This window comes from Sphingobium sp. SCG-1 (assembly GCF_002953135.1).
Taxonomy (GTDB): domain Bacteria; phylum Pseudomonadota; class Alphaproteobacteria; order Sphingomonadales; family Sphingomonadaceae; genus Sphingobium.
On the sequence record NZ_CP026372.1, the window covers coordinates 2,234,088 to 2,258,477 of the forward strand.

21 protein-coding genes and 1 tRNA gene are annotated in these 24,390 nt (G+C 60.9%); 15 read left to right on the plus strand and 7 right to left on the minus strand.

The features are described from left to right. The 7 genes from glgX to C1T17_RS10270 all read left to right on the plus strand — a co-directional run bounded on the left by glgX (position 1) and on the right by C1T17_RS10270 (position 11,582). Positions 1-2,109 (plus strand): glycogen debranching protein GlgX, encoded by a 2,109-nt coding sequence (gene glgX, locus C1T17_RS10240; RefSeq protein WP_223262537.1) that lies wholly within the window; start codon positions 1-3, stop codon positions 2,107-2,109. After that, a complete protein-coding gene (treZ, locus tag C1T17_RS10245) occupies positions 2,106-3,821 on the plus strand; it encodes a malto-oligosyltrehalose trehalohydrolase (RefSeq protein ID WP_104953358.1) in 1,716 nt (571 codons plus the stop codon). Before glgX ends, treZ begins: the two co-directional genes overlap by 4 nt. Further along, on the plus strand, positions 3,818-5,824 hold the full coding sequence (gene malQ / locus C1T17_RS10250) for a 4-alpha-glucanotransferase (RefSeq protein WP_104953359.1): 2,007 nt from the start codon (positions 3,818-3,820) through the stop codon (positions 5,822-5,824). The genes treZ and malQ overlap by 4 nt, the downstream gene beginning before the upstream one ends. After that, positions 5,821-8,307, plus strand: coding sequence for a malto-oligosyltrehalose synthase (gene treY, locus C1T17_RS10255; protein WP_104953360.1), 2,487 nt, complete (start codon positions 5,821-5,823; stop codon positions 8,305-8,307). Before malQ ends, treY begins: the two co-directional genes overlap by 4 nt. Positions 8,308-8,515: 208 nt before the next feature. Further along, positions 8,516-8,902: a PDZ domain-containing protein gene (locus C1T17_RS10260; RefSeq protein WP_189338306.1), complete on the plus strand. Its 387-nt coding sequence runs from the start codon at positions 8,516-8,518 to the stop codon at positions 8,900-8,902. A 35-nt stretch (positions 8,903-8,937) separates the two neighbouring features. Beyond that, positions 8,938-9,846: a cation transporter gene (locus C1T17_RS10265; RefSeq protein ID WP_223262930.1), complete on the plus strand. Its 909-nt coding sequence runs from the start codon at positions 8,938-8,940 to the stop codon at positions 9,844-9,846. A 299-nt stretch (positions 9,847-10,145) separates the two neighbouring features. Then, positions 10,146-11,582 (plus strand): tyrosinase family protein, encoded by a 1,437-nt coding sequence (locus C1T17_RS10270; RefSeq protein ID WP_104953363.1) that lies wholly within the window; start codon positions 10,146-10,148, stop codon positions 11,580-11,582. A 24-nt stretch (positions 11,583-11,606) separates the two neighbouring features. Here C1T17_RS10270 and C1T17_RS10275 read toward each other — a convergent pair whose 3' ends face one another. Then, positions 11,607-12,530 carry an ATP-grasp fold amidoligase family protein gene (locus C1T17_RS10275; protein WP_189338307.1) on the minus strand — a complete coding sequence of 308 codons (924 nt, stop codon included), beginning with the start codon at positions 12,528-12,530 and terminating at the stop codon, positions 11,607-11,609. A gap of 312 nt (positions 12,531-12,842) precedes the next feature. Next, entirely contained in the window at positions 12,843-13,328 is a 486-nt protein-coding gene (locus C1T17_RS10280; RefSeq protein WP_223262538.1) for a hypothetical protein, read from the minus strand. Between the two features lie 122 nt (positions 13,329-13,450). Between C1T17_RS10280 and C1T17_RS10285 the strand changes: the two genes are divergently transcribed. Both C1T17_RS10285 and C1T17_RS10290 read left to right on the plus strand, forming a co-directional pair. Beyond that, positions 13,451-14,611 (plus strand): AI-2E family transporter, encoded by a 1,161-nt coding sequence (locus C1T17_RS10285; protein WP_223262539.1) that lies wholly within the window; start codon positions 13,451-13,453, stop codon positions 14,609-14,611. A 43-nt stretch (positions 14,612-14,654) separates the two neighbouring features. Then, a tRNA-Asp gene (locus C1T17_RS10290) sits at positions 14,655-14,731 on the plus strand. An 84-nt stretch (positions 14,732-14,815) separates the two neighbouring features. On the opposite strand, the gene C1T17_RS10295 is transcribed toward C1T17_RS10290, so the two are convergent. The 4 genes from C1T17_RS10295 to C1T17_RS21310 form a co-directional block, all read right to left on the minus strand. Further along, positions 14,816-15,052, minus strand: a complete 237-nt coding sequence (locus tag C1T17_RS10295) for a DUF2842 domain-containing protein (RefSeq protein WP_104953366.1) — start codon at positions 15,050-15,052, stop codon at positions 14,816-14,818. Continuing rightward, entirely contained in the window at positions 15,049-15,618 is a 570-nt protein-coding gene (locus C1T17_RS10300) for a 5-formyltetrahydrofolate cyclo-ligase (protein ID WP_104953367.1), read from the minus strand. The genes C1T17_RS10295 and C1T17_RS10300 overlap by 4 nt, the downstream gene beginning before the upstream one ends. Positions 15,619-15,835: 217 nt before the next feature. Beyond that, positions 15,836-16,171, minus strand: coding sequence for a cell division protein ZapA (locus C1T17_RS10305; protein ID WP_104953368.1), 336 nt, complete (start codon positions 16,169-16,171; stop codon positions 15,836-15,838). Beyond that, complete coding sequence (locus tag C1T17_RS21310) at positions 16,164-16,349, minus strand: hypothetical protein (protein WP_104953369.1); 186 nt, start codon at positions 16,347-16,349, stop codon at positions 16,164-16,166. The genes C1T17_RS10305 and C1T17_RS21310 overlap by 8 nt, the downstream gene beginning before the upstream one ends. A gap of 226 nt (positions 16,350-16,575) precedes the next feature. Between C1T17_RS21310 and tkt the strand changes: the two genes are divergently transcribed. From tkt to C1T17_RS10325, 3 genes are all read left to right on the plus strand, one after another. Next, the gene (gene tkt / locus C1T17_RS10315; protein ID WP_104953370.1) at positions 16,576-18,546 is read left to right on the plus strand and encodes a transketolase; all 1,971 of its coding nucleotides are present in this window, start codon (positions 16,576-16,578) and stop codon (positions 18,544-18,546) included. A gap of 16 nt (positions 18,547-18,562) precedes the next feature. Beyond that, complete coding sequence (gene gap, locus C1T17_RS10320) at positions 18,563-19,573, plus strand: type I glyceraldehyde-3-phosphate dehydrogenase (RefSeq protein ID WP_104953371.1); 1,011 nt, start codon at positions 18,563-18,565, stop codon at positions 19,571-19,573. Positions 19,574-19,634: 61 nt separating this feature from the next. Continuing rightward, positions 19,635-20,837 (plus strand): phosphoglycerate kinase, encoded by a 1,203-nt coding sequence (locus C1T17_RS10325; RefSeq protein WP_104955144.1) that lies wholly within the window; start codon positions 19,635-19,637, stop codon positions 20,835-20,837. 13 nt (positions 20,838-20,850) lie between these two features. On the opposite strand, the gene C1T17_RS10330 is transcribed toward C1T17_RS10325, so the two are convergent. After that, the gene (locus C1T17_RS10330) at positions 20,851-21,372 is read right to left on the minus strand and encodes a TlpA family protein disulfide reductase (RefSeq protein ID WP_104953372.1); all 522 of its coding nucleotides are present in this window, start codon (positions 21,370-21,372) and stop codon (positions 20,851-20,853) included. 197 nt (positions 21,373-21,569) lie between these two features. Here C1T17_RS10330 and C1T17_RS10335 point away from each other — a divergent pair, with 197 nt between their 5' ends. From C1T17_RS10335 to C1T17_RS10345, 3 genes are all read left to right on the plus strand, one after another. Next, the gene (locus tag C1T17_RS10335; protein ID WP_104953373.1) at positions 21,570-22,463 is read left to right on the plus strand and encodes a fructose bisphosphate aldolase; all 894 of its coding nucleotides are present in this window, start codon (positions 21,570-21,572) and stop codon (positions 22,461-22,463) included. A 70-nt stretch (positions 22,464-22,533) separates the two neighbouring features. After that, complete coding sequence (gene thiE / locus C1T17_RS10340; protein ID WP_104953374.1) at positions 22,534-23,232, plus strand: thiamine phosphate synthase; 699 nt, start codon at positions 22,534-22,536, stop codon at positions 23,230-23,232. Between the two features lie 52 nt (positions 23,233-23,284). Beyond that, positions 23,285-24,370 carry a murein L,D-transpeptidase gene (locus tag C1T17_RS10345; RefSeq protein ID WP_104953375.1) on the plus strand — a complete coding sequence of 362 codons (1,086 nt, stop codon included), beginning with the start codon at positions 23,285-23,287 and terminating at the stop codon, positions 24,368-24,370. Positions 24,371-24,390 lie beyond the last annotated feature (20 nt).

Sequence of the window (24,390 nt, forward strand, 5' to 3'; positions counted from 1 at the left end):
TTGAACCTGACGCCCGACCGGCTTGAACCCGGTACGCCCTATCCGCTCGGCGCTACTTTCGACGGATTGGGGATCAACTTTGCGGTGTTTTCGGCCCATGCGGAGAAGATCGAGCTTTGCCTGTTCGAGCCGACTGGAAAGCGGGAAATTGCGCGCTACGAGTTGCCCGAATGGACCGACGAAGTCTGGCACGGCTATCTGCCCGATGCGCGGCCGGGATTGCTTTATGGGTACCGTGCTTATGGCCGTTATGCGCCGGAAGAAGGCCATCGGTTCAATCCCCATAAGCTGCTGCTTGACCCCTATGCGCGCAAACTTGCTGGGGCGGTTCGCTGGACGGACGCGCTGCACGGATACCGGGTTCGCTCACGCCGCGACGATCTGAGCTTTGATCGTCGCGACAGCGCGCCTGCCATGCCCAAGGGTGTCGTGACGCATGACGCCTTCGATTGGGGACGCGACGTTAGGCCAAGGACGCCGTGGTCGGAAACGGTAATTTACGAGGCGCACGTAAAAGGTCTGACCAAGCTGTTTGATGCGGTGTCGCCGCCGGAGCGTGGCACATTTGCGGCTTTGTCCAACCCCAAGGTCATCGATCATCTGAAACGGCTTGGCGTTACGGCCATCGAGTTGATGCCGATCCACGCTTATGTGCAGGACCGGTTCTTGCAGGAAAAAGGGCTGCGGAATTATTGGGGTTATAACACCCTCGGCTTCTTCGCGCCCGAGCAGAGCTACTTCGCGTCGGACAATCAGGATGAGCTTCGGCTTGCGGTCCGGCGGCTCCACGCGGCGGGTCTCGAAGTCATTCTCGACGTCGTCTACAATCACACCTGCGAAGGTTCGGAGCGCGGACCAACACTGTCTTGGCGGGGGCTGGACAACGCCACTTACTATCGTTTGATGCCCGATGAGCCCCGTTATTGCATCAACGATACGGGCACCGGGAACACGCTCAATCTGTCCAAAGCGCGGGTGCTTCAGATGGTAGCGGACTCGCTGCGATACTGGGCGACGTCCTTCGGCATAGACGGCTTCCGCTTCGATCTCGGCCTCACGCTCGGCCGGACGGATCACGGTTTCGATCCCGGCGCGGGTTTCTTCGACGTGCTTCGGCAAGATCCAGTCCTCGGACGCTTGAAGCTCATCACGGAGCCGTGGGACATCGGCATGGGTGGCTACCAGCTTGGCAATTTCCCGCCGAGTTTCGCCGAGTGGAACGACAAATATCGCGATACGACGCGCCGCTTCTGGCGTGGCGATCCGGGGCAGCGCGCCGATCTTGCCGCACGGCTTTCGGGGTCGGGCGACCTGTTCGATCGCCGTGCGCGGCGTCCGTGGGCAAGCGTCAACTTCCTCGACAGCCATGACGGCTATACCCTTGCCGATCTCGTATCCTACGAGGAGCGGCACAATGAGGCCAATGGAGAGGATAATCGCGACGGCCATTCGGAGAACTACTCCCGCAATTGGGGTGCCGAAGGTCCGACCGACGACCCCGAAATTCTGCAAACCCGTGCCCGCGTCGCACGGTCGATGCTGACGACGCTGTTCACGTCGCTCGGCACGCCGATGATCGTGGCGGGTGACGAATTCGGGCGCACGCAGAACGGCAACAACAACGCTTATTGTCAGGACAATCCGATCAGTTGGCTGGACTGGTCCGCTGCCGCATCGCCTGAAGGAAAAGCCTTAACCGAGTTCACCACAAGGCTGATCGCACTGCGAAAGCAGCACCCGATGCTGCGCGCGTCTAACTTCCTTTATGGTCAGGATTCACCTGGCCATGGCATCAACGACATCGAATGGTGGGACGAGCGCGGCGAGGCCCTGTCCCCCGACGACTGGAATAACCCTGAAGGACGGGCGTTGATTATGGGGCGTGCCATGCGGCTGGATGACGGGACGGTCGAAACGCTCGCTCTTCTCATCAATGCCGGGCCGGAGCCGGTCCTGTTCAAATTCCCTGCGCCGCTTGGCACGCAAGGGCTGATACTCATCGATAGCGCGCAGCCGGATCTAGAGGACGCTGCGGCCGATGGTGAATATGAAGTTGCGGCGCATGGTGCGGTGCTGGTGCGCTGGACGACGGAATATAGCGATTCATGACAATGTGGGGGGCATCGCCGATATCGCCCGACCGCACTAGCTTTCGGATTTGGGTACCGGCGTGCGATGCTGTTACGGTTGAGTCTGAAAGCTCCAAGCTCGACATGGTGAAAGGGTCGGACGGCTGGTTCACAGTTGAGGGCGAAGCCCCTGCGGGCACGCGGTATCGCTATCGACTGGACCCTGAGCTTGCTGTTCCAGACCCGGCGTCGCGGTTTCAATCCGGCGGCGTGCACGGCTGGAGCGTCGTCGTCGATCAGGGTTCCTATCAGTGGCGCACGAACGACTGGCGCGGACGACCTTGGGAAGAGGCGATCATCCAGGAAGTGCATGTCGGCACCCTTGGCGGGTTTAACGGTGTTGCGACGCGACTGCCTGCGTTGGCAGAACTAGGGGTCACAGCGATCGAGTTGATGCCGATCGGCGCATTCGGCGGGGATCGCAATTGGGGCTATGACGGCGTGCTGCCGTTCGCGCCCGCCGAAAGCTACGGAACGCCCGATGAATTGAAGGCGCTCGTCGATCGCGCGCACAGGCTGGGCATGATGGTTCTCCTTGATGTGGTATACAACCACTTTGGCCCCGATGGTAATTACCTGGGAGCCTATGCACCGCAGTTCTTCGACGCCGATGTGCACACGCCCTGGGGCGGCGCGGTGGCCGTGGAACGCGATGCCGTTCATGCCTACTTCCTGGAAAATGCACTGATGTGGCTACAGGATTATCGCTTTGACGGGCTGCGCTTCGATGCAGTCCATGCGATTGGGAACAACGATTTTCTCGACCGCTTGGCTCTGGAAATTCGCAGTGCGACCGGCCCGGAACGTCATATTCATCTTGTCCTTGAGAACGAGAATAATGATGCCGAGCGTTTGACGGCTGAAGGCTACAATGCGCAATGGAACGACGACTTCCACAATGTCCTGCATGTGCTTCTGACCGGCGAGAATAGCAGCTATTACAGTGACTTCGCGGATCGTCCCGCCGAACGGTTAGCGCGTTGTCTGGCTGAAGGGTTCATCTATCAGGGCGAAGGCTCGCCCAATCATGACGGGAAGCCCAGAGGCAAGCCAAGCGGGCATCTGCCGCCTTCCGCGTTCGTTTCGTTCCTGCAGAATCATGACCAGATCGGCAATCGGGCGCTGGGGGAACGGCTGACCGTATTAGCCGATAAGCAGAGGCTCCGCGCGGCAACCGTATTGCTGCTGCTGTGCCCTCAGATACCCCTGATGTTCATGGGGGATGAATATGGTTCACCGTCACCTTTCCTGTTCTTTACCGACTTCCACGATGAACTGGCCGATGCCGTTCGGGAGGGACGGCGCAGGGAATTCGCGAAATTCCCTGCCTTCGCCGATCCGGCGACGCGCGAACGCATTCCCGATCCCAACGCAACCGAGACGTTCACGCGGTCCGCGCCAGAGGAGGGGGCGGACTCAGAGGAATGGCGCTCGCTTTATCGTGATCTCATTATCTTACGCCGGGAGAAAATTATCCCAAGGCTTGCAGGGGCGCGGTCAGCGGGCGCGCAGGTGATTGGCGAGGCTGCGGTCCTCGCGGAGTGGCAAATGAATGACGGAACGAGCCTCAAGATCGCCATCAACTTGGGTGAAGCTTCCGTGAAGGTTCCTGAGGTGGAAGGCGAATTGCTTCACGCTGAGGGATTGCCTGGCGCCCCGGCGAGCGCTGTCGCTTGGCTCGCCCCGGCATGAGCAACTTGCATGCGCTGGCGACCGCTGCCGGATTGCAGATCGACTGGGAAGATGCCCTCGGTGAACCGCAACGCGTGGCGGACGAGGACCTGGCTCTTGTCCTGAATGCGCTGGGCTTTCCTGCGACCGATGAGCGGGCGATCGCAGACAGCCGCAGAAGATTGGCGGAAGATGGTGGCGGTACAGGCGGCTTTATTTCGGCAGATGTTGGCCGGCCTGTCGACCTCCCCCTTTCATTTGGCGCGGCTGGCTTGGGCGAATTGATATTGGAGAACGGCTCACGTCGGGACGTAAGGATCGAGCAGAGCGGCGCAGGATTGTCTCTGCCGCCGATCGATACGCCCGGCTATCACCACCTGCACGTCAACGGGCGCGAGATTGCGCTGGCGATTGCCCCATCCCATTGTTTCCGTGTCGAGGACGCCGCATCTGGCCGGAAAATCTGGGGGCCGGCGGTCCAAATCCCGGCCCTTCGCGATGAACGTCGCCAAGCCTATGGCGATTTTGGCACGCTCGCTCATGCCGCGAAAGCTTTTGCGGCCAGGGGCGCTGACGCAATCGCGATCAGCCCCGTCCATGCGCTGTTTCCTGCCGATGCCAGCCGCTACAGTCCCTATGCGCCGTCCAGCAGGTTGTTCCTGAACGTCCTGTATGCTGACCCCGCTCTCATTGGCGAACCGCTGCTGCCGGAAAGCGGCGCAGAGCTGATCGAATGGGAGACCATGATCCCACGGCGGCTGGAACAGATGCTCGCCATTTATCAGCGGACCAGCGGGCAGGTCCGCGATGCAGTCGCCGCTTTCCGCCGCGAACAGGGCAGCGATCTGGAAGCGCACGCCACATTCGACGCGCTTCATGCCCATTTCTTTTCTTCCGGTGCTACCGGTTGGCAGGATTGGCCTGCTCAATTTCACGATCCATCGGGGCATGCTGTGCGCGAGTTTGCGGCGGGCAATGCCGAGCAGATCGGGTTTTATGCCTTCCTTCAATGGCTCGCGAAAAAGGGACTGGATGCGGCGCAGGAAATAGCGGTCGATAGCGGTATGGCGGTGGGACTTATCGCCGATCTGGCCGTCGGTATGGACCCCGGCGGCAGTCACGTATGGAGCCGCCCGCAGGATGTTCTTTCTGGCCTGACGATCGGCGCGCCGCCTGATCTGCTTGGCCCGGACGGTCAGAACTGGGGCATCACCGGTTTCTCCCCCCATGCGCTGCAAAGAACCGGGTTTGAAGGATATATAGCGACGCTGCGCGCGGCGCTCGGCAGTGCCGGGGGCATACGGATCGATCATGCACTGGGGCTGCGTCGCCTGTGGGTGGTACCCGAAGGCGCGCCAGCCAGCCGGGGTGCATATCTAACGTTCCCGATGGAGGACATGCTGCGCATTCTTGCTCTGGAATCACAGCGGTCGAAGGCCATTGTGATTGGCGAGGATCTGGGCACGGTCCCCGAAGGATTGCGGCCCGCCATGGACGAGCGCGCGATGCTGGGAATGCGGGTTCTATGGTTCGAACGGGACAAGGAGGGCAGCTTCGTGCCACCTTCGTCCTGGCCTGGCGACGCCGCAGCGATGACGGGCACGCATGACTTGCCGACCGTCGCGGGATGGTGGAGCGGCCGGGACATCGACTGGACGTGGAAGCTGGGACGGACCTCTCGCGCCGTGGACGAGGCCGCAGATCGCGCGAACCGCGCCGAAGAGCGCGAGATCTTATGGAAAGCCTTCGAGGAGGCCGGTCTGGTGGACGGTCCACAACCCGAGCCGGAAGACACTGCGGCTGTCATCGACGCTGGCGTAGCTTATGTCGGCAGGACGCCCTCGATACTTGCGATCCTGCCCATGGAAGACATCGTCGGTTTGGAAGAACAGCCCAACCTGCCCGGCACGATCGATGAGCATCCCAACTGGCGTCGCCGTATGCCCGGCGAAACGGATGCTCTCCTGAATGACTCGCCAGTCGCGGCCCGGATCGACCTGTTGAACAAAGCGAGGCGTTCATGATTCCGCGTGCGACTTATCGCTTCCAGTTCCACAAGGATTTCACCTTCGCGCAAGCGGAGGCGCTGGTTCCCTACCTCGACCAGCTGGGCGTCAGCCATGTTTATGCGTCGCCGATCACGACTGCCCGAAGCGGGTCCATTCACGGCTACGATGTCGTTGATCCGACCCGGATCAATCCCGAATTGGGCGGCGAGGACGCATTCAAGCGGCTTGTTACCGCCCTGCGTGGTCGGGGCATGGGGATCATCATTGATATCGTGCCCAATCATATGGGCGTGGCGGGCAGCGAAAATGCCTGGTGGCAGGATGTCCTCGCCCGCGGAGAGAGGAGCGCCTATGCGCGTTTCTTCGATATCGACTGGCGCAGGAAGCTGGTCTTGCCGGTATTGGGCGATCCGCTCGGCACCGTGCTGGATCAAGGGCAACTGGCGTTGAAGAACGACGGGCGCTACTTCCTGTCGGCCTATGACGAGCACCGCTTCCCGATCCGGGATGAGGATCAGGCGCGCTTTGAAAGCCGCGATGTGGCTGATGTTCTCGCCGAGTTCGAAGGCCGCCGCGAGAAGCTTGAAGCGCTCCTAAGCGATCAGCATTACCGTCTGGCCTCCTGGCGGACGGCGAATGACGAATTGAACTGGCGGCGGTTCTTCACGATCAGCGACTTGGCTGGGCTGCGGATCGAAGATCCAGATGTGTTCGAAGCGACGCATCAGCTTTACTTCCGACTGTACGAAGAAGGTCTGATTGACGGTGTGCGCGTGGACCATGTCGATGGCCTGACGGACCCGGCGGGCTATTGCCGCACGCTCCGCACCCGGCTCGACACCATCGCGCGGCCTGAAGATGCGCCGCCCGGTCCAGCCTATATCGTGATCGAGAAAATCCTGGCTTCGGGCGAGCCTCTTGCGCAGGACTGGGGCGTTGATGGCACGAGCGGCTACGACTTCATGGAGGAAGCGGCTGCCCTATTGCACGCGCCCAGCGGCGAAGGGCCGTTGAACGCGCTGTGGGCGGAGACCAGCGGACGCAGCGCGACTTTTGAGCCTGAAGAACTCATCGCTCGGCAGGACATGCTGGCTTGGCAGTTCGAGGGGCAGTTGCAGGGCTGCGTCGATGCCTTCGACGCTCTCGCGCAGTCGACGGACTCGGCTGAAGGCGTCACGGGCGGCATGTTGCGCAGGGCGGTGGAGCGCCTGTTGTGGGTGTTCCCGGTATATCGCACCTATGGCAATGGGGCTGCTTCGCCCAACGCAGATAAGCGGACGCGGGAGATTGCTCGCGCCCGTGTACAGCGCTTCATCCCACCCGGCGAAACGCATGTGGTTGGGATGATACTGGCGTGGCTGGCAGGGGAAGGTCCAGGCGATCTGCTGCGCGCGGCGGAAGCGGTTCGGCGGTTCCAGCAATTGTCGTCGCCGATCGCGGCCAAGGCCGTGGAGGACACGGCGTTCTACCGCTATGGGCGGCTGCTGTCGCGCAACGATGTCGGCTTCGATCCTTCGCGCTTTTCGCTTTCGATCGGCGACTTTCATGCTGCGATGGCAAATCGGGTGCAAACCTTCCCCAACGCGCTGCTCGCCACCGCCACGCACGACCATAAGCGTGGTGAGGATGTACGCGCGCGCCTTGCAGTGTTGAGCGAGATTCCGGCTTTATGGCGGGAAGAGGTGGCAAGCTGGCGCGATCTCACCGCTCCCGTCACAGAGGGTTTCGATCCAGCCGACCTTTACATGCTGTTCCAGACCATCTTCGGCGCATGGCCCGAAGGTCTTGACATTAATGATCGCGAAGGTCTGTCGGGATTTGCCGAACGCCTGATTGGCTGGCAACAGAAGTCATTGCGGGAGGCCAAGCTGCGGTCATCCTGGGAAGCGCCGGATGAAGCATATGAAACGCTTGGCGCGGACTTGATCCGGGCGCTTCTCTCTCCCAATCGATCATACGCCTTCCTCTTAAAACTGGAAGCGTTTCTGAAACTTGTAGCGGCTCCGGCGCGAGCGAATATTCTCGTACAGACGGCGCTTCGCTACACCGCCCCCGGCGTTCCGGACCTTTACCAAGGGACGGAACTGGCGGATTTCAGCCTGGTCGATCCTGACAACCGTCGCCCGGTGGATTTTGTCGAGAGGCAGGGCATCCTGGCAAGTCAATCCGCCGTCGGAGCAAGCGCCGCCAAGCTCCAGTTGATCTCTAAGCTACTGGCTATCCGCCGCGAGCATCCCCTGTTGTTTGCAAGGGGTGAGTATGTGCCGGTGGAAGTATCAGGCGAACGCAGTGAGAAGGTGGTCGCGTTCATCCGCAAGAGCGACGGCGAACCTCCTTTGCTATGCGTATTTGCCATTCATTGCGCCGAGGTTCTGCTCGGGCAGAGTGAACCGATCGTGCCTGCGGCATATTGGGGCGATACCAGGTTGGTAGATCCCGCACTCGACGTGGCCACGCTCTTGAACGACGGTCCTGTTAAGGTGCAACGCGTTAGCTGAGCACAGCGATCATATCATCTTTCGAGTATGTCCTCATTGACGCAAGCTTGAGACGAAGCGGCCCCGCGCCGCGAAGAATACGCGCCTACTGAATGTTACGTGTGAAGAGATCGAACGCGCAGCATAGGCGCGCAGCATCATGAACTATTCTTCATCTGTCCGTCAGGCGCAGGGATGGTGCGAATGGTAGATCCAGGACATGACCCGCATGGTGGACATTGGCCGATGGGCCGCTGCCCTGGCCGTTGCAGCCAGCCCGTTAGCGCTGGGCGGACATGCGGCGCGTCCTCTGCCCGAGCGGCGGTCGGCGCGTGAACCGATTGGGCTGACGGTGGCTGATCGCCGCAACGATACGCCCATTGTGACAAGCCTGCGGACCGGCGGACCTGCGGAGCAGGGCGGCATAAGAGTGGGTGATGAGATTCGCGCTGTGGATGGCCATCGCACCCATGGCGCAGTAGCGGTGCGCCGCGATCTGAAGCAAGGGTCAAGGTGCGCCGTCGCTCTGGATTTGCGTCGCGCAGGCCATCATGTTGTGGCAACGGTAGGCCGCTGCGAACGAGACGCCAGCCGGGCAGTCGTGGGGAAGGAATGATAGGCGCATGGGTCGCAAGATACTTGTTGTCGAAGATGATCGGTTGGACCATCAGCGTCGTGATCGTCATGGGCATGGTCCTTGGCCAGAGCGAGACCATGAAGACGGCGTGGGTCGAGGATACGCTTGGGCTGGTGCCGCCGATCGCGTTTCTTATCGCTGCACATCTGGAAATGAACGGCGAACGGTCGACGCGCTTTCCCTTCGGGTTCGAGCGTGCCAACGGACTTGGCTTCTTTGTAGCGGCCGTTGCGCTGGCGGCGGTGGGCGCACTGCTGTTCTACAACGCGGGGATGGCGCTCATCGCTGCCGAACATGCTTCGGTCGGGTCCGTGGTCGTTTTTGGCCACAGCATATGGCTTGGATGGCTGATGATCGCAGCGCAGCTCTATTCGCTCGTGCCGCCGCTCATCATCGGGCGCAAGGAGCTTCCTTTGGCCGAGGCGCTGAACGACAAGCTGCTGCACACCGATGCGCTGATGAACAAGGCGAACTGGCTTACGGGGGCCGCGGGTCTGTTCGGCGTGTTGGGCCTTGGTCTTGGATGGTGGTGGGCGGACTCCGTCGCCGCGATCATCATTTCCGTGGACGTCATGAACGACGGCATCAAAGCGTTGCGGTCATCCACGGCGGAACTGGTCGACGGACACCCGCGCAGCCTGTCCAGCAACAAGCTTTCGGAGGATGCACGGGCAGTCGGCGAGCGGCTAAAGAAGGAATTCCTCGGATCTACCGTCAGGTTGCGCGAGACAGGACGGCTGATCCGGGCCGAAGTTCATGAAACATACCCTCCGGCCGAAGACCGCCATCCGCGCCATTACTGGCCAAGCGAGACCGAACGCTCCTGGCGTCTGGCGCAAGTGAGCTTTATCCCGCCCGTCAATGACGGCGAATTGTCCGCTAGGGATGACTCTAAACATTCAGCCGCTCGCGCACAGACTTGAGGCTCGTGCCTGCTTCGTCCCCGTCGTCAGGCCGCGCCCCGCCTTAGCCGCGGACTCGTTCGCGCAGATTATGGCCGGGTAATCTACGTTGTAGCGGGTATGAGTCGTGCGAGATATGCATGAGATCGCAACAGCTTACGTGTCCGCCTTTCATCGGCTTGGGGCCTGCGCGCAGCATTGCATAGCCTGGGATCACGCTAGCGATTTCGGCAGTGCGGGGTCTCGCCACTGTGGCTGACCTCGACGGGACCGGTCCCTGCCGCGACGGGAGAGGCCGGACCGCATAGGGGGAAAGCATCATGACGATCAGCAGGCGTTCGGCCATTGCCGCGATTGGTTCGTCGTTCACATTCTTCGTGCCGGACATCCCCCTATTCGGCCAGACACTTAGAACGCGCTATTCAGTCGACACGCCCAGTGGCCAAGCGATGCTGAGCAAATATGCGCAGGCGGTCGCGCGCATGTCTGCCTCGACCATGGCGCAGAAAGACCCGCGATCCTGGCTTTTCCAATGGTACATTCATGCCCTTCCCAAGCCGAAATCCAGCGAACTGGCGCGCGTCTACGGATCAGGCTCGTCGACGATGAAGACGATCGCCAGCGAGATATGGCAGACATGCCAGCCTCATTTCTCCGGCTCCGACCCGAACATGTTCCTGCCGTGGCACCGGATGTACCTCCTGACATTCGAGAATATCATCAGGTCGGTGTTGAGCGACGCGACCTTCACTTTGCCTTACTGGGACTATACGCGTCCGGGCTACCGCTCCATTCCGGCGATGTTCCGCAAAGCGTCAAGTTCACCGTCCGGTTCGCTGTATCGTGCGAACAGGCGAACCGGCACGGTCAACATCAACGCCGGTGATCCGATGGACAAAGGCTCATCGGGCAATCCCTATGGCCTCGATGCAATGAATCGAACCGTCTACGCCGGCACGACCGGTTTCTGCACCACGTTGGACAAGACTCTGCATGGGAACGTGCATACCGGCATCGGCGATTCGACCAACATGGGGAAGATACCGACGGCCGCCAACGATCCGATCTTCTGGCTTCATCATTGCAATATCGACCGTATCTGGGCCGGGTGGAACAAGCTCGGTGGCGTCAACAATTACGCCGCGAAGAACTTTACCTTCGCCAGCCCCGATCCGAAGGGTAAGCGCGTCGTGATGAGCAGCACGGCAGTCGGTGATACGGTGGCTCTGGGCTATCAATATGATGGCCTGCCTGCCGCCCCCTCCAGTACGGCTACGGTGAGCCCTTTGGCGAGATCGGCCGGGCCGCGCCCGCTGCGCAGTATCGCGAGGTCCGAACGGATGACGCGGCTGAACCGGACGGAGACACGCATCCCGCTCAGCATCGCCACAAATGGCCTGGTTTCGGGATCGATCGCACCATCGACATCCACTGAACGAGTTTATCTGGTGCTCACCGGCCTCAGCGCGAATGTGGAGCCGGGTACGCTCTACGATGTTTTTCTCGGCCTACCGCCTAGCGCGACGGCGCAGGAAAAGAAGGCCCGATATCTCGGCACTTTTTCCTTCTTCGGTACATCAGGTGAACATGCCCACGGTGGCGAGGCGGGGCCAAGCTTCGATGTGACCGATCGTTTGCGTCAACTCCGCGCGCGCAATCTCCTCGGTTCGGATATCTCGGTCACGATCTTGCCTGTGGGCAGTTCCAGCAGCGAGGCTGCACCTATGGTGGGGACGGTAGAACTACTTCGGCAATAAGCTGGCACAGCGATCGAGCAATTGTTACCCACCGGGCGCTGCGTAACGTTCTTCCGCGACCGAGTAGGCAAATTGAGGCGCGTTGCCGGATGAGGAAAAGCCTGCGGCGCTTTGTTTCCAAAGCTGCCCCAGCATGAAGTCGCCCGACGGCGGATGGAACTGCCCGGTGCCGTTAGCGGTAGTGAACGTCATCTCCCCAAAATATATGTGGTCGTCCACATTGTAGAGATCGACGCTCACATATTCGAAACCGTGCGCCAGCGCTTCTGCGATGCGGATCAAGTCTTGCACATTGGCGGGCGGGGGCGGGACTTCCGGCCCTCTCTTCTTGATGAAATCGAATGGCAACAGGTTCCAGTTCGTATCGAAGGAGTACGCCTTGGTCTCGCCAAAGCGATCCTGGATGATGTTGATGACGTGCGCTTTCCCATGAAAGCAGAAGATCTTGATATCGTGGGGCGGAGTACCCGGAGGGCCGATGCATGGTTCTACCAGCAGCCTTGGCGCGATCTTGGCGTAATGCCATTCGCGTCCTTTTACCCCAAAGGGTGCGGACAGCCATTCGGCGCAGGTCGCCTCGATCGCGTCCCAGTTCTCCACTTGTCCGTCATGGACGAAGATGTTCGCGCCAGACCGGTGCGTCGCCTTCAGGACATAGGGTTTGGGCCAGTTGCGTTCGCCACGTGGCGGCAGGCGAGGCCCGCTCCAGATGGTCGGTATCACATGATGCTCGCCGATCTGCTGCGCCACCGCCGCCTTCGCCGCGATCTTGTCGGCAAGAAGCGGAAGTCTCTGGTCGGATTTAGAGCTTAGCTTGTAGCGCAGGAGATGTTCGTTGAAGCTTCTGGGATTGCGTACATTGGGCCACCAACCGAACTGCTGGCGGAAACGGACGCGGAGATAAAGATTGTCGGAAATGAGGTCAGTGACCCTTTCCGCTATCCTCAAGACCTTTGCGGAACCGACCATTCAACCCCCGTTGCATAGCTGATCTGATAGAGGACCGCTCCGCAGTAGCGGGCGGCGTTCGGCGACATGTCGAGATCGCCGTGGCAACGCTCCACGCGCTGTCCGGCATCACTGCTGCAAATTATTCGGAGCGGTCACCTTCTTGGCTGCGCCTACTCGCATCCGCAGCATTTACACAGATGGTCGGGTGGGGAAAGCAGCCGTTAGGGAATGGCACCTCCGGCACAACCTATGTGAATCCTCAAGGCTTCCTGTTGGGATTGCTGCCTTTACGTTACACCGAGGCGAGAACTACCGTATCGTTGCCCGATAGCTGATCCGCCCTTCGCTGCCGGGGCGGACGGGCTGCGTCACGTTCCAGCGGACATGCGTAACATCATCCGGCGTTGCACGCCGGGTGCCGCCTAGCGGTGTTGGCACCAATAGCGCAGCCAGCCGTCCCCAGGTGCGGCCATGATCGACAGATACCTGCATTTGCGGATGAGATGGCTCGATTCGCAATGCGGGCGGAACGGGGTTGGTGACGGCGAATCCCGACACGGGGGTGGCGCCTTCATTGCGATACCGAACGACGAATACCAGCCGGTCACCGGGGCCAAGCTCCTGCGGTTGTGCAAGCACGCGGCGCTGACGGCCGTTCACGTCGGTGCTGACTCGCTCCACGAACGTCTGCGCTGCCAAGGTGACGGCAGGCTTGCTGGCACTTGCGATGGGAGGACAGAGTGCGGACGCAGTGACGGCAAACGGGATCAGGAACCGGCCTTGGATCATGGTCATGGAGACATTCATTGTTTCTACTTGGCAACAACTTGCCAAATTACGGTTAACGACTTCTTACACGCCTTTGACGTGGGGCTTAGCTGATGCATAGGAGGAGCATCTTTCCTGCAGGAGTGTATGTGTCCACCGAGCCGAACGACAGGGCCGAGATCGATCGGCGGCGCGACCGGCTGCTGGCGTCGCTTGCGCTGATCGCAGGTGTCGGCCTGATGCTGGCGATCCCGTTCGCTCTGCGCGCAGGGGCGGAGTTCTTCCTGCCGCTGACGGCGGCGCTGGTGATCGCCATCGCGCTCGTGCCGTTCCTAGAATGGATGGAGCGCCGCCGCGTGCCTTCAGGACTGGCGGCGCTGATCGCGGTGATAACCTTCCTGCTGATCGCCAACACGGCTCTCGTCCTGATCGTGGTCCCAGCGACGGACTGGTTCGCGATACTCCCCTCGCGGATCGGGCAGATCCAGTCGAACCTCGCGCCGGTGATCGATTTCTATTCACAGCTTCAGCGGTTTATCGACGAGACAGTGCAGATGTTGGCGTCGGGGCCGGTTGCCGCCGCGCAGACGGTGGCGGTCGAGACGCCGCGATCCTTGCTCCAGTTCGCGGCGACATCCGCGCCGTCCGCCTTGATCCAGATGTTCTTCGCGCTGCTCGCGATCTACTTCTTTCTCGCGGGATGGACGCGTTTGCGAAAGCAGACGATCAGTCGGCGGGAAAGCTATGACGGTGCGCTGGCCATAGCGCGCGTGATTCAGAACGTCGTCGATTCGACCTCCGCCTATGTGCTGACGATCTCGACAATCAACCTGAGCCTCGGTGTCGCCATTGCGGTGGCCGTGTGGCTGGTGGGGATGCCGTCTCCGTTGATGTGGGGCGGCATCGTCGCGATGATGAACTTCATTCCCTACTTTGGGCCGATACTGGCGGCGGTGATGCTGGCGCTGGGTGGTCTGATGGTGTTCAACGATGTCTGGATGGCATTGCTTCCGGCGGCGATCCAGATCGGTTTTCACTTGGTCGAAGCGAACGTCGTTACCCCGCTGGTGCTGGGCCGCCGTTTGACGATGAACCCGCTCCTCATTCTCGTTTCGCTCAGTTTCTGGGGTTGGGTATGGGGAACGCCCGGCGCACTGCTTGCGGTGCCATTGCTCATCATCATCCAGACGGTCGCCGCCGCCGCCGGAAAGCCCGATATTGCGGGCTTCCTGTTTGAAGCGGGGACGCTGACGGCCGCGCCCCGGCATGAAATTCACGATAATGTAAAAGAGGATGCGCAGGACGGTTGACAGGGTGGGCGGGCTCTTCTAGTTGGCCTCCTCCACACCGTACGCGGGTGTAGCTCAGTTGGTTAGAGCGCCGGCCTGTCACGCCGGAGGTCGCGGGTTCAAGTCCCGTCACTCGCGCCATTTTCCCTGGATTTGCCCGGAAAATGGCACCGCGTCGGAGTGGAGTTCACTCTCTATTTTATCGTCAAGCGGCTCGCGTTTTGCTTATTCGCGCCAGCGGAAGCGGCCCATTTCCATCCATGCCAGCAACGGCTTCAGGGGGAATATCCAGACGATCCCCGCAATCAAATACACCATGATCTGAACCGGCATCGGCCACTGTCCGATGAAGCCTGAGCAACTACCCACGATCACGGCCCATACCGTGATGAGCGCCAGGATCAGCAACATGCCGACGGGCTTGCGCCATGTTGGCTGAGGTGGATTGGGATAGCCGCTCATCGCTCGGTTCCTTCGATCAGGCTCGTTTCGGTTAACACGGCGTCAAGCGGCAAATCCCAAGGGTCAATGGGCACATGATCGACTTGCTGCACCGACCACGCGATCCCGATCCGCATGGCGTCGGGATGACGGGCAAAGGCGCGATCATAATAGCCCCCGCCTTGCCCCAATCGCCCCATCTGCGCATCGAAGGCGAGGAGCGGCGCTATTATGACGTCAGGGGTCAACACGTCGCTCGTTCCGGCAGGATGGCTGGTGCCGAACGGCCCAGCAATCAAAGGATCGTCGGGGTTCCAGCGCCGAAACTCCATGCTGCCCAGCCGATCGAGCGCGCAAGCAAGCGCAACCGTCTTCCCATGCGCGATCAGGGCATGTGCAAGCCTTTGTGCGGGCGCTTCCTCATCGATCGCCGTGTAAAGCGCGACGATATCGCGATCGGCGATCATCCTTGCCAGTGGGGAGGGCAGCACCTTGAATGCGAGCCGGTGCGCCAATGGATCAAGATCCGCTACGAACCGGCGGCGGCGGTCGCGGGCTTCGTCACGCAATTGCTGCTTTTCGGTCAATCAACGCGTCCCGTGAACGTCGGCCTGCGGTGCGGGCCGTGGAAGGGTGGCGGGACCGCCTCGGCCGTGTGCTGGAATATCCTCTGACGCCTCAACGTCAGGTGGGGACCATGTAAGTCGGGCCGGAGCCCGGTCAGGGACAGCCCCCTTGGATGTGATTATCGCCTCAGGGATGTTCGCTAAAGCTCGTACCAGGCAGTGCCCGCCACGAACGTATCTAGGGAGCCACGCTCTCCGGGGCAAGCCTTTCGGCAACGCTTTCGAGACGGGCGGCAAGCGTTTCGATCGCCTGCGCTGCCGCATCGTCATTCTCGGCCAGCGGAAGGCGGACCTGCCGCCCCGCCGCTTCGCGTTTCAGGTCGTTGATTTCGTCGGCGAGAAAGAGAGCGGCGAACAACAATTGCCGCACTTCGGTAAGGCCGGGTGTCGCCTGTCGCGCGACGTGCGTCTTGGCATCCACAATGCCGGCAAGATGGCTAAGGTGCGACTCTTCGCCATCCCGGCAATTGATGGCATATTGCCGCCCACCGATGGCGACCGTGACTTCAGCCATGCACCGTTTCCTTGAGGTCTGCGATCAAAGCATCAAGAGAGCGCAAGGCTGCTACGGCTTCTTCCTGATTGATGGTGGCAGCGGCTTGCGGGGCAGGCGGCCGCTCCGCCAATGTCTCGATCCGGGACAGCGCCCGCTCCAGTCGGCCAATGGCCTCTATCATGCGATCGCTCGGCATCGTCCGAGCATAGCAGGAATATTCCGGAAAACGAAAGTGCTGATATCTGCGATGCAGACCCTAGGTAATTATCCAAGGGGTAAAGACAGCTTCACGCAAGAATTGGTTGCCGCGGTTGACGCACGGGCGTTCAGACGACAAATGAGGGCCAATTCACGACTCGCCACCGCCGTTTTCATAAACAGCATCCCGGCGCAACCTTCGATCGGGAAGACCAGAAATCGTAATGACCGTCTCTGAAACGATGCTCGCCAACGCCATAAGGGCATTGTCCATGGACGCGGTTCAGGCCGCAAACAGCGGTCATCCGGGCATGCCGATGGGCATGGCGGACGCCGCGACGGTGCTGTTTCGAGAGTTTCTGAAGTTCGATCCTTCCGCACCGAAGTGGGCGGATCGCGACCGCTTCGTACTGTCGGCTGGCCATGGTTCGATGCTGATCTACAGCTTGCTGCACCTGACAGGTTATGCGCGGCCGACGATCGAGGACATCCGCAACTTCCGCCAGTTGCACAGCCCGTGTGCAGGACACCCTGAGAATTTCGAGCTGGCGGGCGTGGAGACGACGACCGGACCGCTGGGGCAGGGGCTTGCCACTGCCGTTGGAATGGCGATTGCCGAGCGGCACCTGAACGCAACCTTCGGCGACGATCTGGTGGATCACCGGACATGGGTGATCGCCGGCGATGGGTGCCTGATGGAAGGCATCAATCATGAAGCCATCGGCCTTGCCGGACATCTGGGCCTCGGTCGCCTGATCGTCCTGTGGGACGACAACAAGATCACCATCGACGGCTCAGTGAGCCTATCGAGCAGTGAGGATATCCCTGCGCGTTATGCCGCGACCGGCTGGCACGTCGTGTCCTGCGATGGCCATAATCCCGCCGATGTGCGCCGCGCGCTGACCGAAGCTTTGGCCGATCCGCGTCCCTCGCTTGTCGCCTGCGCCACCAAGATTGGCTATGGCTCACCGAATAAAGGCGGCACCTCGGGTGTCCATGGTTCACCATTGGGGGCGGACGAAGTGACGGCCTCGCGCCTGTTCCTGGGTTGGGAGCATGAGCCGTTCGTCATTCCCGAAGACGTCGCTGCCGAATGGCGCAAGGCTGGTGCGCGTGGGGCGGAAGTGCGTGGAGCATGGGAAAAGCGCCTTGCAAGCCATTCTGATACCAAAGAATTCGAACGTCGCATGGCGGGCGAACTCCCCAGCGGTTTCAGCCTCGAAGCTTACATAGACAGCCTGATCGCCAACCCGCAGAAGGTAGCCACCCGCCGCGCGAGCGAATTGGCCCTGGGCGCAATCAACGACCTGCTGTCCGAGACACTGGGCGGATCGGCCGATCTCACCGGCTCCAACAACACCAAGACCAAATCGACCACACCGCTGACGAAGGACGATTATTCCGGCCGTTACGTCTATTATGGCATCCGCGAATTCGGCATGTCCGCCGCAATGAACGGCATGGCGTTGCACGGCGGCGTCATTCCCTATGGCGGCACGTTCCTCGTGTTCTCCGACTATTGCCGCTCCGCAATCCGCATGTCGGCGCTGCAGCGTGCGCGCGTGATCTATGTGATGACGCATGACAGCATCGGCCTTGGTGAAGATGGCCCGACGCATCAGCCAGTCGAGCATGTGATGAGCCTGCGCATGATTCCGAACCTCGACGTATATCGCCCCTGCGATATCGTAGAGACCGCGGAATGCTGGGAATTGTCATTGCAGGATGCAGACGGGCCGTCGCTCCTCGCGCTGACCCGCCAGAATCTGCCGCAGCTTCGCACCGAGAAGAGCGAGAATCTGTCGGCAAAGGGTGCCTATCGCCTGCGCGCAGCCAAGGCGGAGCGCCGCGTCGTGCTGCTCGCCACGGGTTCCGAGGTCGAGATCGCTGTCCAGGTCGCCGATGCGCTCGAAGCGCAAGGCGTCGGCGCGGATGTCGTGTCTATGCCGAACTGGGCGCGCTTCGACGCGCAAACCGCTGCCTATCGTGCCGACGTCCTACCGGACCATGTGCTGCGCGTCTCAATAGAGGCAGGCGTCACCTTCGGTTGGGAGCGATACACCGGCATTGCGGGACTGCGCTTCGGGATCGACACGTTCGGCGCTTCGGCCCCAATCGATGCGCTTTACGACCATTTCGGCCTGACCGCCGCCAAGATCACGCCGCAGATCGTTGCGGCTCTCGCGACCCAATAACAGGAGCTAAGTGCAGATGGCTGTCAAAGTAGCAATCAACGGTTTCGGACGCATCGGTCGTCTGGTCGCGCGCGCCATATTGGAGCGCACCGATCATGATCTTGAACTGGTCAGCATCAACGATTTGGGCGATGCGAAGGCGAACGCACTGCTCTTCAAGCGCGATAGCGTCCACGGTCCGTTTGCTGGTTCAGTCGAAGTCGACGGGAATGACATTATCATCAACGGCAAGCGCATCGCCGTGACTGCCGAGCGCGATCCCGCCAAGCTGCCGCACGCCGCGCAAGGCGTTCAGATCGCTCTGGAATGCACCGGCTTCTTCGCGGACAAGGCCAGCGCGTCCAAGCATCTGGAAGCGGGCGCAAAGCGCGTCGTGATTTCTGCGCCCGCCAAGAATGCCGACAAGACCATCGTGTTCGGCGTCAACCATGAGACGCTGACTGCCGACGACATCGTCATCTCGAATGCGTCGTGCACCACCAACTGCCTCGCGCCGCTTGCAAAGGTGCTGAACGATACCATCGGCATTGAGCGGGGCCTGATGACGACGATCCACAGCTACACCAACGATCAGAAGATCCTCGACCAGATCCACAGTGACCCGCGCCGTGCACGCGCCGCCGCCATGTCGATGATTCCGACGACCACTGGTGCAGCCCGTGCGGTTGGCGAAGTTATGCCTGAACTGAAGGGCAAGCTTGACGGATCGTCGATCCGCGTGCCGACCCCGAACGTCTCGGTCGTCGACCTCACTTTCACGCCGAAGCGCGACACGACTATCGAGGAAGTGAACAGCCTGCTGAAGGCGGCGTCGGAATCAGGGCCGCTGAAGGGCGTGCTCGCCTACACCGATGAGCCGCTGGTCTCGATCGACTTCAATCACGTGCCTGCAAGCTCGACCGTCGACAGCCTGGAAACGGCGGTCATCGACGGCAAGCTGGTTCGCGTATTGAGCTGGTACGACAATGAATGGGGCTTCTCCAACCGCATGGTCGACACGACCGGCGTGGTTGCTGGGCTGCTCTAAAATATCCCGCCCGCCGATCATGTGATTGGCGGGCGTTTTCAACGACGACATGGGGACTACCTTGGCAAAGCCATTCAAGACGCTCGACGACATGGGGGATCTCACCGGCAAGGCTGTGTTGGTCCGCGAAGACCTGAACGTCCCGATGCAGGATGGCGCCATCACCGACGATACCCGCCTTCGTTCGGCCATGCCGACGGTTCTGGAACTCGCTGATCGCGGTGCAAAGGTAATGATACTCGCGCATTTCGGTCGTCCCAAGGGGCAGAAGTCGCCCGATATGTCGCTTAGCCTGGTGACGCGCGCTCTTACTCATGTTCTCGGTCGCGACGTGCAGTTCATCCCTGATTGTCAGGGACAGGCCGCTGCCGATGGCATCGCGGTGATGCGCGGCGGCAATATCGCGATCCTTGAGAATACGCGCTTCCATGCGGGTGAAGAGAAGAACGATCCGGCGCTTATCGACGCGATGGCGGCGCTAGGCGACTATTACGTCAACGACGCGTTCTCCGCCGCGCATCGCGCGCATGTTTCGACCGAAGGTTTGGCGCACAAGCTGCCTGCCTTTGCCGGCCGCGCGATGGAAGCGGAACTGGATGCGCTCCAGAAAGCGCTCGGGGAACCGGAGAAACCCGTAGCGGCAGTCGTTGGGGGAGCGAAGGTGTCCTCCAAGCTCGACGTCTTGACGCATCTGGTCACCAAGGTCGATCACCTCATCATCGGTGGCGGCATGGCCAACACTTTCCTTGCAGCGCGTGGCGTGGATGTGGGTAAGTCGCTGTGCGAGCATGACCTCGCGGCAACGGCAGAGAGCATCCTCGACGCGGCCGACAGGGCAGGCTGCACGATCCATCTGCCTTATGACGTGGTAGTGGCGAAGGAATTCGCCGCCAACCCGCCCTCGGTGCGGACATGCAACGTACACGAAGTCGCGGCCGATGAAATGATCCTCGACGTTGGGCCATCGGCCGTTGAGGCACTGGGCGATGTGCTCAAGACCTGCAAGACGCTCGTTTGGAACGGCCCGCTCGGCGCCTTCGAAATGGCGCCGTTCGACAAGGCTACCGTTGCCCTCGCGCAGACCGCCGCGGCCCTCACCAAGGAAGGCTCGCTTGTGTCGGTCGCGGGGGGCGGCGATACCGTTGCCGCACTCAATCATGCGGGCGTGGCGGCGGACTTCACCTTCGTCTCGACGGCAGGCGGCGCTTTCCTCGAATGGATGGAAGGCAAGGAACTGCCCGGCGTGAAGGCGCTGATGATCTAGGACGCGTTAGGGATCAAGGCGCTGTTGCCAAAGCCATTGGCTGTGTTGGCGCTGGCTCGCGCAGCAACGGGACAAGTATGTCGTTCATGGAGTCGAGGGTCAGCGCTGCTGCTTTCGCGTAGCGAATGCGGCCAGCCCGATCGATCACATAGTTGGTTGGGACTGCGCTGACGTCGGCATAAGGGCCGCCCTTTATTCGGCGCACCGAGGGAATGGCCATGGCGTTAAACAAGGCTTTAAGCTTTTGAAGAGGCACTGAGCCTTCCGTCGTTATCGCGAATACGCGTAGGCCCGCATCCTTCCGCGCACGATAATAGCCGTCGAGCAGGGGGAGTTCGACCTTGCACGGCCCACACCACGTCGCCCAGAAATTGAGCACGACCACTTGCCCTCGAAGGTCAGTCAGATTGACTTTGGTACCATCGATCAAGGTTAATTCGAAATCTGGCGCGGGCTGATCGAGTTTAATCGATTTGGCATGGGCAGGCGCGGCAACGAGAGTCAACGCCACCAACACACACGCACGAAATCGCATAACGCCCCCTGAACTAACCCCTTAGCAGCCAGGAAGGCTGCCCCGTTCCGGGAATCGTGTCAATGGGCGACCGAGATTTGCTGCGTTGCAGCAGGTTGCGGCATGGAAGGTCAGCCGCTATCAGACCTCGGTATCGCACGATGACACAGTTATTTGGACTGAGTTATGCAACGCAACAAACAGGAGGGTATGCGCAGATGCTCGATCAAGATATGACCGCAAAGATCGCTAATGGCCAAGGCTTTATCGCGGCGCTCGACCAAAGCGGCGGTTCCACGCCCAAGGCCCTCAAGGGCTATGGCGTCGAGGAAGGCGCATGGTCCTCGGACGAGGAAATGTTCGGCCTGATCCACGATATGCGTAGCCGCATCATCACCTCGCCATGCTTTAACGGCGAGAAAGTCATTGGCGCGATCCTGTTTGAGCGCACGATGGACGGTCAGGCGGACGGCAAGCCCGTGCCGCAGGTGTTGAAAGAGCGCGGCGTCGTGCCCTTCATCAAGATCGACAAGGGCCTTGAGGACGATGTCAACGGTGTTCAGTTGATGAAGCCGATGCCCGAACTCGACGCGCTGCTCGCTCGCGCGAAGAGCCTGGGCGTGTATGGCACCAAAGAACGCTCGGTCATCAACCTCGCCAATCGCGAGGGTATTACCGCCATCGTCAAGCAGCAGTTTGAAGTCGGCCAGCAGGTACTCGCCGGTGGCCTGATGCCGATGCTGGAGCCTGAACTCAACATCAAGAGCCCCGAGCGTGCCGAAGCGGAGCAGATCCTGCTTGAGGAATTGTTGAAGGCGCTTGACGCCATGCCAGGCGATGACAAGGTGATGCTGAAGCTGTCGATCCCTTCGAAGTCCGGGCTGTTCGACCCGCTCGTGGATCATCGCCGCGTGCTGCGGGTGGTGGCGCTGTCGGGCGGCTATGCGCGCCCCGAAGCCTGCGCGGAACTCGCCAAGAATCGCGGCATGATCGCGAGCTTCAGCCGTGCATTGCTTGAAGACTTGCGATTCCAGATGAGCGCGGATGAATTCAATGGCTCGCTTGGCGGCGCTATTGATGAAATCCATAAGGCGTCAACCGTAAAGGTGTGACGATAATTGTGCCGCTACCCCTCGTCATTCCCCACTTTCGCGGGAATGGCGGGTGGGGTAGGGGCACTGCATGACCGATTTCACCGAAGACGACTTGAAGCTATCCCCTGAGTTCGCCGCGCAGTTCGGCCAGCCGGGGTTCCGGCCTGCGTGCCAGCTGTATCTCATCTCGCCGCCTTCCATCGACGAAAGTTTTGCGGACGTGCTGGCGTCCACGCTCGATGCCGGAAAGGTGGCTGCGTTTCAATTGCGCCTCAAAGGCATCGACGAACACGCCATCGCGGCTCTCGCCGAACCACTCCAGCGTATCTGTGCCGACCGGGAGGTCGCCTTCATCATCAACGACAGCATTGGCCTTGCCAAACGTCTCGGCGCAGACGGCGTGCATCTGGGGCAGGGCGATGGCGATGCGCGGGATGCCCGCGCGCAGCTTGGCCCCAAGGTGCAGATCGGCGTGACATGCCACGACAGCCGTCACCTCGCGATGGAAGCAGGAGAGGCGGGGGCCGACTATGTCGCGTTCGGCGCATTCTATCCGACGACCACGAAAGATGTGTCGCACATCGCTGACCCGGCGCTCCTCGGCTGGTGGACCACGGTGTTCGAACTGCCCTGCGTCGCTATCGGCGGCATCACGCCGCAAAACGCTACACCGCTGATCGAAGCCGGCGCGGATTTCATCGCGGTGTCGAGCGCTGTGTGGCAGCATCCGCAAGGGCCCGTTGCGGCCATACAGGAATTTGCGCAGATACTTGGGCCACGCGCCTGAACTCTCGGGCCTGCTCGCGCGTTGATGCAGCAGGATTGGGAGAAGGAATGACATGCGGGATCAAATTTTGCTGGCGGCGGCATTTGCGTTGGCCGGGTGCAGCGTGTCGGATGGCGACGGTACGGCGAATACCAATTCTACTTCGCTAGAGGCTACGCCGAAGCCATTAGATCCCCAAAAAGTTCTTGCGACAGCATATGGATTTGCGGATGCAGGACCGGACAAGACTGCGCCGAACAATCCGGTGATGCAGACGCAGGCGGTACTCGACAGCCTGGGGTTCTCTCCCAAGGTGATCGACGGCAAGCAGGGGCGCGACTTCGAACTTGCGATCCGCGGCTTTCAGGTAGCGAACGATCTGCCAGATACTGGGAAGCTGGACGAGAAAACGACGGCGGCGCTTTCGCGATGGAAAGATCGCCCGGCGACGCGCCTCATCCGCATCCCCGAAGGCTTCGCCAAGGCGTCGTTCGTCCCCAACATGCCGAAGGAAGCGAAGGACAAGGCCAAGCTTCCCAACCTCGGCTATCGCGATCTGGCGGAAATGCTGGCCGAACGCTTTCATACGACACCCGCCACTTTGGTCGCGCTCAATCCTGCCAACGGTCGCCGCGATGGCATACTCCGTGTGCCCAATGTCGGCGAAGTGGACCTGACCGACGCGCCGGATAATGCGCAGTGGCGTGAAACGCTGATGCAACTCGGCGTGTCGGCCAAGCAGCCAAAGGCGGACCATGTGGTAGTCGACAAATCCGAAGGCGTGCTTCGCGCCTATGCCGAGGATGGCAAGCTCCTCGCACAGTTTCCCGCGACGATGGGCAGCGAGCATGATCCGCTCCCCCTCGGCGACTGGACGATCCAGGGAGTCAGCCGCAACCCTCAATTTCACTATAATCCGCGCCTGTTCTGGGACGTCAGCGACAAGGAGGACAGCGTAAAGCTTCCCGCCGGGCCGAATAGCGATGTCGGAGTCGTGTGGATCGACTTGTCCAAGCCGCATTACGGCATCCATGGCACGCCGAACCCCGAACTCATCGGGCGTACCGAGAGCCACGGCTGTATCCGCCTCACCAACTGGGACGCCGTGCGTCTAGCGCAGATGGTCGGAACCGGCGTGAAAGCGCATTTTCAGAGCTAGGGCACCCCTTGCCCTTACGC